The 8,961-nt window shown below is 73.5% G+C and carries 6 protein-coding genes; 3 read left to right on the top strand and 3 right to left on the bottom strand.

Translation table 11 applies throughout. The features are described 5' to 3' along the window. Positions 1 to 202: 202 nt before the first annotated feature. From PSR1_RS24680 to PSR1_RS19340, 3 genes are all read left to right on the top strand, one after another. The gene (locus PSR1_RS24680) at positions 203 to 436 is read left to right on the top strand and encodes a hypothetical protein (protein ID WP_237758156.1); all 234 of its coding nucleotides are present in this window, start codon (positions 203 to 205) and stop codon (positions 434 to 436) included. A gap of 123 nt (positions 437 to 559) precedes the next feature. Beyond that, positions 560 to 2,191: an L-glutamate gamma-semialdehyde dehydrogenase gene (gene pruA / locus PSR1_RS19345; protein ID WP_059439057.1), complete on the top strand. Its 1,632-nt coding sequence runs from the start codon at positions 560 to 562 to the stop codon at positions 2,189 to 2,191. A 60-nt stretch (positions 2,192 to 2,251) separates the two neighbouring features. Then, entirely contained in the window at positions 2,252 to 4,276 is a 2,025-nt protein-coding gene (locus PSR1_RS19340) for an ABC-F family ATP-binding cassette domain-containing protein (protein WP_059439056.1), read from the top strand. An 84-nt stretch (positions 4,277 to 4,360) separates the two neighbouring features. On the opposite strand, the gene PSR1_RS19335 is transcribed toward PSR1_RS19340, so the two are convergent. The 3 genes from PSR1_RS19335 to PSR1_RS19325 all read right to left on the bottom strand — a co-directional run. Beyond that, positions 4,361 to 6,601 (bottom strand): immune inhibitor A domain-containing protein, encoded by a 2,241-nt coding sequence (locus tag PSR1_RS19335; RefSeq protein ID WP_059439055.1) that lies wholly within the window; start codon positions 6,599 to 6,601, stop codon positions 4,361 to 4,363. A gap of 262 nt (positions 6,602 to 6,863) precedes the next feature. Next, positions 6,864 to 7,367 (bottom strand): thiol peroxidase, encoded by a 504-nt coding sequence (gene tpx / locus PSR1_RS19330; RefSeq protein ID WP_059439054.1) that lies wholly within the window; start codon positions 7,365 to 7,367, stop codon positions 6,864 to 6,866. A gap of 191 nt (positions 7,368 to 7,558) precedes the next feature. Continuing rightward, a partial coding sequence (locus PSR1_RS19325; protein WP_152643385.1) for an ATP-binding domain-containing protein occupies positions 7,559 to 8,961 on the bottom strand: 1,403 nt, incomplete at its 5' end.

The raw sequence follows: 8,961 nt of genomic DNA, 5'->3' as shown, positions 1-8,961 counted from the left end.
GTGGTCCTCGCCGCGTACGGCACCCTCAAGCTCTTCACCAGCGGTACGGTGTCCGCCTCGGTGGGCAACTTCCGCCGGGCCGCCTACGGGCTCGCGGCGGTCACGCTGTTCGTGCCGCCGCTCGGCGCGGTGCTGGGGGGGACTGCTCGGGCGCGACGGGCCGACGGCGGGGAGCGCGTGGAAGGCGTTCGCGCTCTCGCTGGTGGGGCACGCCGCGGCGCTGCTGGTGGGCTACCTCGCCGCGCCGGCCTACTGGGCGATGCTGCCCATCCAGCTCGCCACCATGACCACCGGGACCTCGGTCGGCCTGCACTGGGGGCCCCGCGCGCGGACCCTGGACGCGCGCGACGCGCCGCGCCCCGGCGGCGACGGCGCCGCGGCGCCCGCGCCGGTGGCGTTCCGGGGCCCGCCCATGTGCCCCGACCCCGGCGCCTGACCTCCGGCGCCCCCGCCCGCCGACGGCGGGTCTCCGGCCGGGCGCCCCTGCCGCGACCTGGGCAGGATTCACCGAGAGGGGTTATGTTGCGCGCGCTCGAACGGCCCTAGGAGGGTGGCACCGATGTCGAACGGCGCTTTCCGCATCCCCGATCCCCGCAACGAGACGGTCCTCTCCTACGCGCCCGGCACGCCCGAGCGCGCCGCGCTGAAGGCGCGCCTCGCCGAGCTGTCCTCGCGCGAGATCGAGATCCCGCTCGTCATCGGCGGGCGCGAGGTGCGCACCGGCCGCATCGCCGAGGTGCGGGTGCCGCACCGCCACGGCCAGCGCCTGGCGCGCTTCCACCAGGCCGGGCCCGCCGAGGTCCAGGCCGCCATCGAGGCGGCGCTGCAGGCGCGCAAGACCTGGTCGGCCATGCCGCCGCACGACCGGGCGGCGGTGCTGCTCAAGGCCGCCGATCTGCTGGCCGGCCCGTGGCGCCAGACGCTGAACGCCGCCACCATGCTGGGCCAGTCGAAGACGCCCTACCAGGCCGAGATCGACGCCGCCTGCGAGATCATCGACTTCTGGCGCTGGAACCCGCACTTCATGGAGCGGATCCACCACGACCAGCCGGTCTCGCCGCCCGGCCAGTGGAACCGCACCGAGTACCGTGCGCTGGAGGGCTTCGTCTTCGCGGTCACGCCGTTCAACTTCACCTCCATCGCGGCGAACCTGCCCACCGCCCCGGCGCTCATGGGCAACACGGTGGTGTGGAAGCCGGCCTCGAGCGCGATCTACTCGGCCTGGCACGTGATGAAGCTGCTGGAGGCGGCCGGGCTGCCGCCGGGGGTGATCAACTTCGTCCCCGGCCCGGGGCGCGCGGTGGGCGACCCCGCGCTCGCCAGCGCCGACCTCGCCGGCCTGCACTTCACCGGCTCGACCGGCGTGTTCCAGCAGATGTGGCGCACCATCGGCGAGAACCTGCCGCGCTACCACGGGTACCCGCGCATCGTGGGCGAGACCGGCGGCAAGGACTTCGTGTTCGTGCACCCGTCCGCCGACGTGGACGCGGCCGCCACCGCGCTCGTCCGCGGCGCGTTCGAGTACCAGGGCCAGAAGTGCTCGGCCGCCTCGCGCGCCTACGTGCCGGAGAGCCTCTGGCCGCAGCTCCGCGAGCGGCTGCTGGGCATGGTGGCCGAGATCGAGATGGGCGAGGTGGAGGACTTCACCACGTTCATGGGCGCGGTCATCGACCGCGGCGCGTTCGACTCCATCCGCAAGCACATCGACGTGGCCCGCTCGTCCTCGCAGGCCAAGATCCTGGCGGGCGGCGGCTGCGACGACTCGAAGGGCTTCTTCATCGAGCCCACCGTCATCGAGACGGTGAACCCGCACTTCAAGCTCATGGAGGAGGAGATCTTCGGGCCGGTGCTGACCGTGTACGTCTACGCGGACATCCGCCTCGACGAGGCGCTCGAGCTCTGCTCCACCACCTCGCCGTACGGGCTCACCGGCGCCATCTTCGCGCGCGACCGCGAGGCCGTCGCCGACCTCACCCGCCGCCTCGCCGACGCCGCCGGCAACTTCTACGTGAACGACAAGCCGACCGGCGCGGTGGTGGGCCAGCAGCCGTTCGGCGGCGCGCGCGCCTCCGGCACGAACGACAAGGCCGGGAGCCTCGCGAACCTGTACCGCTGGGTCTCGATCCGCGCGATCAAGGAGACGTTCGACCCGGCGGTCCGCTTCGAGTACCCGTACATGCGCGAGAAGTAGGGCGGGCGCGGACCCGGCGGGCTTGTCCCGGCGGCGGCTTCGGGCTACTTCCTCGCCCCCGTGAGCCTCGTCTCCGCCAGCCGGCTGTCGCTCGCCTACGGCCCGAAGGTCCTGTTCGACCGCGCCGCCTTCTCCATCGGGCCGCACGATCGCATCGGGCTGGTCGGCGCGAACGGCACCGGCAAGTCCTCGCTGCTGCGCATCCTGGCCGGCCAGGTGTCGCCCGACGACGGCGAGCTGGTGTTCCGCCGCGGCGCGCGGGTGGGCTACCTGCCGCAGGACGTGTCGGAGCTGCCCGACCTGCCGCTCGTGGACGCGGTGCTCGCGACGGTGCCCGGGCGCGCGGCGCTGGAGGACCGGCTGGCCGGGGCCGAGGCCGCGCTCGCCGCGGCGGCCACGCCCGAGGAGCAGCTGGAGCAGTCGCAGGCGCTGGCGGAGCTGCACGAGGAGCTGGACCACTTCGAGGAGCACTACGGCCGGCGCCGCGCCGAGCGGATCCTGGCGGGGCTGGGCTTCCGGCCCGGCGACCTGGACCGGCCCGCCCGCACCTTCTCCGGCGGCTGGAAGATGCGCGCGGCGCTGGCCGGGCTGCTGCTCCAGGACCCCGACCTGCTCCTGCTCGACGAGCCCACCAACCACCTCGACGTGCCGACGCTCACCTGGTTCGACGCGTTCCTGCGCGGCACGCGCAAGGCGGTGGTGCTCATCTCGCACGACCGCGACTTCCTGAACCGGCAGATCGACCGGGTGCTGGCGCTCGAGCCGGAGGGGCTGCGCGCCTACGCCGGGAACCACGACGACTACCGCCGGCTGCGGGCCGAGGAGGAGGAGCGGCTGCTCGCGCAGGCGGAGCGGCAGGAGGCGAAGCGCGCCCAGCTCGAGGCGTTCATCGAGCGCTTCGGCGCCAAGGCCACCAAGGCGCGGCAGGCGAAGTCGAAGGAGAAGCTGCTCGAGAAGATGGAGGAGGTGCAGGTCCTCGAGCACCGCGCCACGCTCCGCTTCCGGTTCGCCGAGGCGCCGCGCTCCGGGCGCGAGGTGCTGCGGCTCGAGGGCGTGCGCAAGGCGTTCGGGCCGCGGGTGGTCTACCGCTCGCTCGACGCGGCCATCCAGCGCGGCGAGCGCGTGGGCGTGATCGGGCCGAACGGCGCGGGCAAGTCCACGCTGCTGAAGCTGGTGGCGGGCGAGCTCGCGCCGGACGGCGGCGAGGTGAAGCTCGGCCACGGCGTGCTCGCCGGCTACTACGCGCAGCACCACTTCGAGCGGCCCGAGCACCCGGAGGACGCGGCCGGCGCCATGCGCACCTTCGGCACGCTCGACCCGGACCGCACCGTGCTCGACACGCTCTGGGACCTCGTCCCGGACCGCGGCGAGGCGTACGTCCGCAGCGTGGCCGGGTCCTTCCTGTTCTCCGGGGACGACGTGGAGAAGAAGGTCGGCGTGCTCTCCGGCGGGGAGCGCGCGCGGGTGGCCCTCGCGAAGCTGCTGCTCGTGCCGGCGAACCTGCTGGTCCTCGACGAGCCCACCAACCACCTCGACCTCGACTCCTCCGAGGCGCTCATCGACGCGCTGAAGGGCTACGACGGGACGCTCCTGTTCGTCTCGCACAACCGGAGCTTCCTGAACCAGCTCGCCACGGTGATCTGGGAGGTGAAGGACGGCGGGATCGTCCCCTGCCCCGGCAACCTCGACGACTGGCTGTACCACCAGCGCCAGCTGGAGGCGGCCGGCGCGGCCGAGGGCGCGCCCGGGGCGGCGCGCGGCGGGGCCGGCGACGGCAGCGCGCGGACGGCGGCGCCGGTGAGCGAGAAGGAGCGCCGGCGCGCCGAGGCCGAGGCGCGCAACGCGCGCTCCCGCCGCGAGAAGCCGGTGCGCGACGAGATCGCGCGGCTCGAGGCGCGCATCGCCGAGCTGGAGCGGGAGGAGAAGGAGACCACCGCCCAGCTCGCCGACCCGGCGCTCTACCAGGACTTCGCGCGCGCGAAGCCGCTCATCGAGCGGCAGGCCGCCGCCCGGTCCGAGCTGGAGACGCGCTACGCCGAGTGGGAGGCCGCCCAGGAGCGGCTCCAGGCCATGCAGGAGGGGTGAGCGGGGCCCGCGCCCCGCCCACCCCGCGCCGGCTCGTGGCTCGACGGGCTCACCACGAGCGGTGCTCGAGCGCTCCGGTCGCCGTCACCTCGCCGGCCGCACCTCCAGCTGCATGAACCCGCCGAGCGTCCCGGTGATCCCGAGGATCCGGAGCTGCGTCCCGGTGTCCGGGTTCATGACGCTGCCCTGCGGGTTGGTCGGGTCGTAGTACTGGATGCGATCGTCGAACACCGGCTCGCCGGGCAGGCTCGGGATCGGCGACAGGACGCCGTTCCGGTGGAGGTTGGGGATCGCCTCGGTGGGCTCGACCGAGAACGTCGAGTCGTAGGTCTGGATGCGGTTGCTCCAGCGGCCCCCGTCCACCCGGTACAGCGTCGCCGGGTGCGCGTCGATGGGCAGGAGGAGCCCCTTGCCCGGGTGGAGCCGCGTCTGGTTGTTCCGCTGCGCGGTGTCCCAGTAGCTGACGAGCAGGCCGTCCTGGTACGGGAAGTGGTCCACGAGGTTCAGCAGGCCGGGATCGTTCGTGTAGCCGAAGTAGTACGGCCCGGTCCGCAGCGTGGCGTCGTAGCCGCGGTACTGCCGGTACTCCGCGACGTAGTAGTGGTTGTACAGCTTGGTCTCGGTGCCGCTCGAGATGCGGAAGCCCTCGAACGTCCAGCCGGGATCGGCCTCGGCGCCGTCCACCGGCTGGCCGGTGATGGCGAGCTCGTCCAGCATGAACCCGTAGCCGCCGGTGTTCGGGTCCGTCCAGTACCGGAAGCCGATCATCACGTCGCCGGCGGGGAGGCTGGCGGTGAGGTCCACCCAGTTGCCGCCGCTGCTGCCGGTGATGCCGAAGCCGAAGTTCTGGCCGTGCGGGCTGGTGGTGGTGGAGAGGTTGGTCTGGAGCGGGGTCCACGTCGCGCCGCCGTCGGTGGACGCGACCAGGTAGGCGTAGTCCCAGTCCAGCTCGATGCTGTAGCGGACCTTCGCGGAGAGCGTCGCGCCCTCGGGCAGGTTCATCGCCCGGTACATCCAGCTGTCGAGGTTGTCGCCCGAGCCGCTGTAGTAGAAGGACGAGCCGGCGTACGGCGTGCCGATCACGGTGACCACCGACTTCTTCGGCAGCACCACGAACAGCCCCTGCGCCTGCTTGCTGGTCGTCTCCATCGGGCCCAGCCGATGGACGGAGCGCGCGCCGGCGTACGCGACCTGGTAGTCGAGCCAGCCGAGCTGGAACTTCTCCCAGGCGCCCATGTGGCTGGACTTGGTGCCGATGTCGGTGGTGCCGTCGCCGAGCCAGCTCCCCGAGGACATCAGCGTCCAGAAGCCGGTGCCGTTGTCGCCGCCGGAGGTGTCGTACAGGTCGGGCAGGCCGAGGTCGTGGCCGAACTCGTGCGCGAACACGCCGACGTGGCCGTTCTCCGGCTGGATGGTGTACTTGCCGACCCAGTAGCTGCTCTCGCCGATGCGGATGCCGCCGTAGAGGTTGAACGGCGGGCCGGTGACGCCGCGGTCGGCGTAGAAGGCGAACCAGCTGTGGCTCCAGATCGCGGCGTCGCCGAGGACGCCGCCGCCGGCCTCGTTGCCCTCGCCCGCGTGCACGAACTGGACGGTGTCGATGTAGCCGTCCGGCTCGTCGAAGTCGCCGTCCCCGTCGTAGTCGTAGCGGTCGCGGAGGTCGTAGGACGCGAGGTAGGCGTCGATCTCGGCCGGCGTCTTCCCGGCGGCGATCTGGGCGTCGTACCAGCCGTTCACCGCGTCCTTCAGGAAGTACCAGACCGCGTTGCCGCCGAGCGGGCTCTCCAGGTCGTCGTCGTACGTCGCGGCGTCGCCCGGGACCTGGATCCAGCCGGTCACGTCGCCGTGCACCGTGTACCGGTTGGAGGACTGCTCGATGTAGAAGTTGCGCAGCGAGTTCGCGCCCGCGGCGTCGTCGAACAGCAGGTCGAGGTAGTGCTGGCGGTCGAAGTCGGGGTACCAGATCGTCGTGTTGTCCACGGCCCGGTCCGGCTCCGGGATCTGGTTGTGCAGCAGGTCGGCGAACTCGCCCAGCACCGTCCAGACCGCGTCCTCGCCGTCGCGATCCAGCTCGACGTACTGCCCGCGCGCGACCTGCGCCGTCCGGCCGGGCGCCTTGCCCGCCAGCCTCGCCTCGAGCGCGGCCGCCCGCAGCTCGCGCTGCCGCTCGCCGGCCGGGAACGGCCGGTCGTCCTGGCGCAGCAGCTCGCCGGCGCCGGGAACGGCGGCGGGCTCCTCGTCGATCCACGAGGACGCGCTCGCGCGCGGCCCGCCCAGGGACATCACCAGGACCGCACACGCGGCCAACCGCAGGATGCGATTCATGCCCCGCTCCTTGTCTTCTCTCACCGTGGGTGATACCCCGCACGCGGCGGCGAGCGGGCCACGCCTCCCCCTGAGACCTGGAGCCGGAACGTTCCCATTCCGCGAGCAGGTGCGACAACGCACCTCGCGTGGTGCCCGGTCCGGGCGGAGCGTTGCGCCGCACGCCGCCGGGGGGCGTTCCACGCGCCCGGAGAGACGACGAAACCCCGCCCACCCGCGGGCGCGGGCGAGCGGGGCGCGGGGAACCCCGTGATCCTTCGGGCTACTGCTTGGCCGCGGCGAGCGCGGCGTCGTAGTCGGGCTCCTGCCCGATCTCCGGGACGAGCTGCCGGTAGACGACCTTGTCGGCCTCGTCGAGCACCACCACCGCGCGGGCGGTGAGGCCGGCCAGCGGGCCGTCCTGGAGCAGCACGCCGTAGTCCTTCGCCATGTGCTTGCCGCGGATCAGCGAGAGCGGGACCACGTTCTGCAGCCCCTCGGTCGTGCAGAAGCGCTTCTGCGCGAACGGCAGGTCGGCGGAGACGACCAGCACCACGGTGTTGGGGAGCTTGCCCGCGCTCTCGTTGAACTTGCGGGTGGAGGTCGCGCACACCGCGGTGTCGAGGCTCGGGACGATGTTCAGGATCTTCCGCTTGCCCTTCCACTCGGCCAGCGTGACGTCCTTCAGGTCGCCGGTGGTGAGCGTGAAGTCCGGCGCCTTGGCGCCGACGGCGGGCAGCTCGCCGTTGGTGTGGATGGGGTTCCCCTTGAGCGTGACCTGGGCCATGTCGGTCTCCTGGTGATGGCGGGCGCGCCGCGCCCGCGTGGACGGTTCACTGCCGGTCATGAGCGCCGCGGGGCCTCGGCCCGCCTCGCCAGCCGGATTCGGTTCTCGGTGCCCCGAATCTAGTCCGGCCGCTGAACGGTCGCTTACCCGTTCGGCATCGGCCGCCCCTTCCGGGACCGCAGCGCGGGCGCTCAGCCGCGCGGCAGGCCGCGCAGCAGCGGCGAGGGCGTCCCGGGCGCCGCGATCCAGAGCTGGTGCGCGGCCCGCGTCACGGCCACGTGCAGCCGGCGGCGCGCCTCGTCGGTCTCCGGGTAGGCGCGGGCCGTGGCGTCCGGCACGATCACGTAGTCGAACTCGAGCCCCTTCACGCCGTCCACGTCGGTGATGTCCACCCCCGGACGGAACGTGAACGCGCCGTCGAGCGCGAGCCGCGCCTCCGGCATGTCGGCCAGGAGCCGGTGCAGGCTCCGCGCGACCTCGGGCCCGCTGCACACCACCGCCGCCGACGCGCCGGGCTCCCGCTCCACCAGGTCGCGCAGCGCGCCCGCCAGGAACAGGTGGGCGTGCGCCTCGGTGGGGAAGTCGAAGCGCGACACCGGGGCGCCGCGCCGGCCGGCGCGCGGCCGCTCCGGCGGGGCGATCGGCCCGAGGACGGCGTGGGCCAGCTCGGCGATCGGCTCGGGGCAGCGGTACGTCGTCGCCAGCCGCACCGTGGCGGCCGCCGGCGCGCCCAGCGCGGCGAGCGCCTGCGGCCAGCCGGCGTAGGACGCGAAGGTCTGCTGGCTCTCGTCGCCCGCGAGCGTGACGCTGGTGCCGGCGAGGTGGCGCCCGAGCACGTGCAGCTCGAAGAGCGTCACGTCCTCCGCCTCGTCCACCACCAGGTGCGCCGCCTTCCGCGCCGGCGCGCCGGCCCGGAGCGCCGCGAGGAACAGCAGGATGGGCAGGTCCTCGACGTCGAGGGTGCCCGCGGCGGCCTCTGGCGTGTCCTCGTCCACCGCCTTGCCGTCCAGCGTCTGGAGCCGCTCCGGGTCCACGCCCGCCAGCAGGTCCTCGGTGGAGGAGGAGAGCTGCAGCCGCGTGTGGCGGAGCGTCTCGTCGATGGCGGTCGCCGGCAGCGTCCCCGCGGCCGCCTTCACCACCGCCTCCAGGAACCCGCGATCGACGAACAGGTCGCCGAGCTCGCGCCGCAGCCGCGCCAGCGCCGGCCGCTCGCGGGCGAGGTGCGGGCGGCGGCGCAGCAGCTCGTACAGCGCCGGGTGGCGCTTCAGGCGGGCCACCAGCGGCGGCGTCTCCGGGAACAGGCGCGGCGGCGGCGCGCCGAACACGCTCTGGAACGCGCCGCGCGACCAGGACTCGAGGGTGCGGACCGGCGCCTTCTCCAGGCCGAGCGGCTCGAGCAGCCGCGCCGCGAGCCGGGCCAGCCCGAGCTCCGGCACCACCACCTGCAGCCGCGAGGCCGGGAAGCGCCGCGGGTCCTCGAAGGCGATGCGGGCCAGCCGGTGCAGCGCGACGGTGGTCTTGCCGCTGCCGGCCGAGCCGAGCACGAGCAGGGGCCGGTCCGCCGGCGCCGCCACCGCCTCGTACTGGTCCGGAT

The sequence above is a fragment of the Anaeromyxobacter sp. PSR-1 genome, from assembly GCF_000964525.1.
Classification (GTDB): Bacteria; Myxococcota; Myxococcia; order Myxococcales; family Anaeromyxobacteraceae; genus Anaeromyxobacter.
The sequence above is the reverse complement of the archived record's forward strand: the minus strand, read 5'-3'. Positions and strand labels throughout refer to the sequence as shown.

Coding starts and splice junctions, on each gene's coding strand:
- pruA (WP_059439057.1), top strand. CDS start 560: ATGTCGAACGGCGCTTTCCGCATCCCCGATCCCCGCAACGAGACGGTC.
- PSR1_RS19335 (WP_059439055.1), bottom strand. CDS start 6,601: ATGAATCGCATCCTGCGGTTGGCCGCGTGTGCGGTCCTGGTGATGTCC.
- tpx (WP_059439054.1), bottom strand. CDS start 7,367: ATGGCCCAGGTCACGCTCAAGGGGAACCCCATCCACACCAACGGCGAG.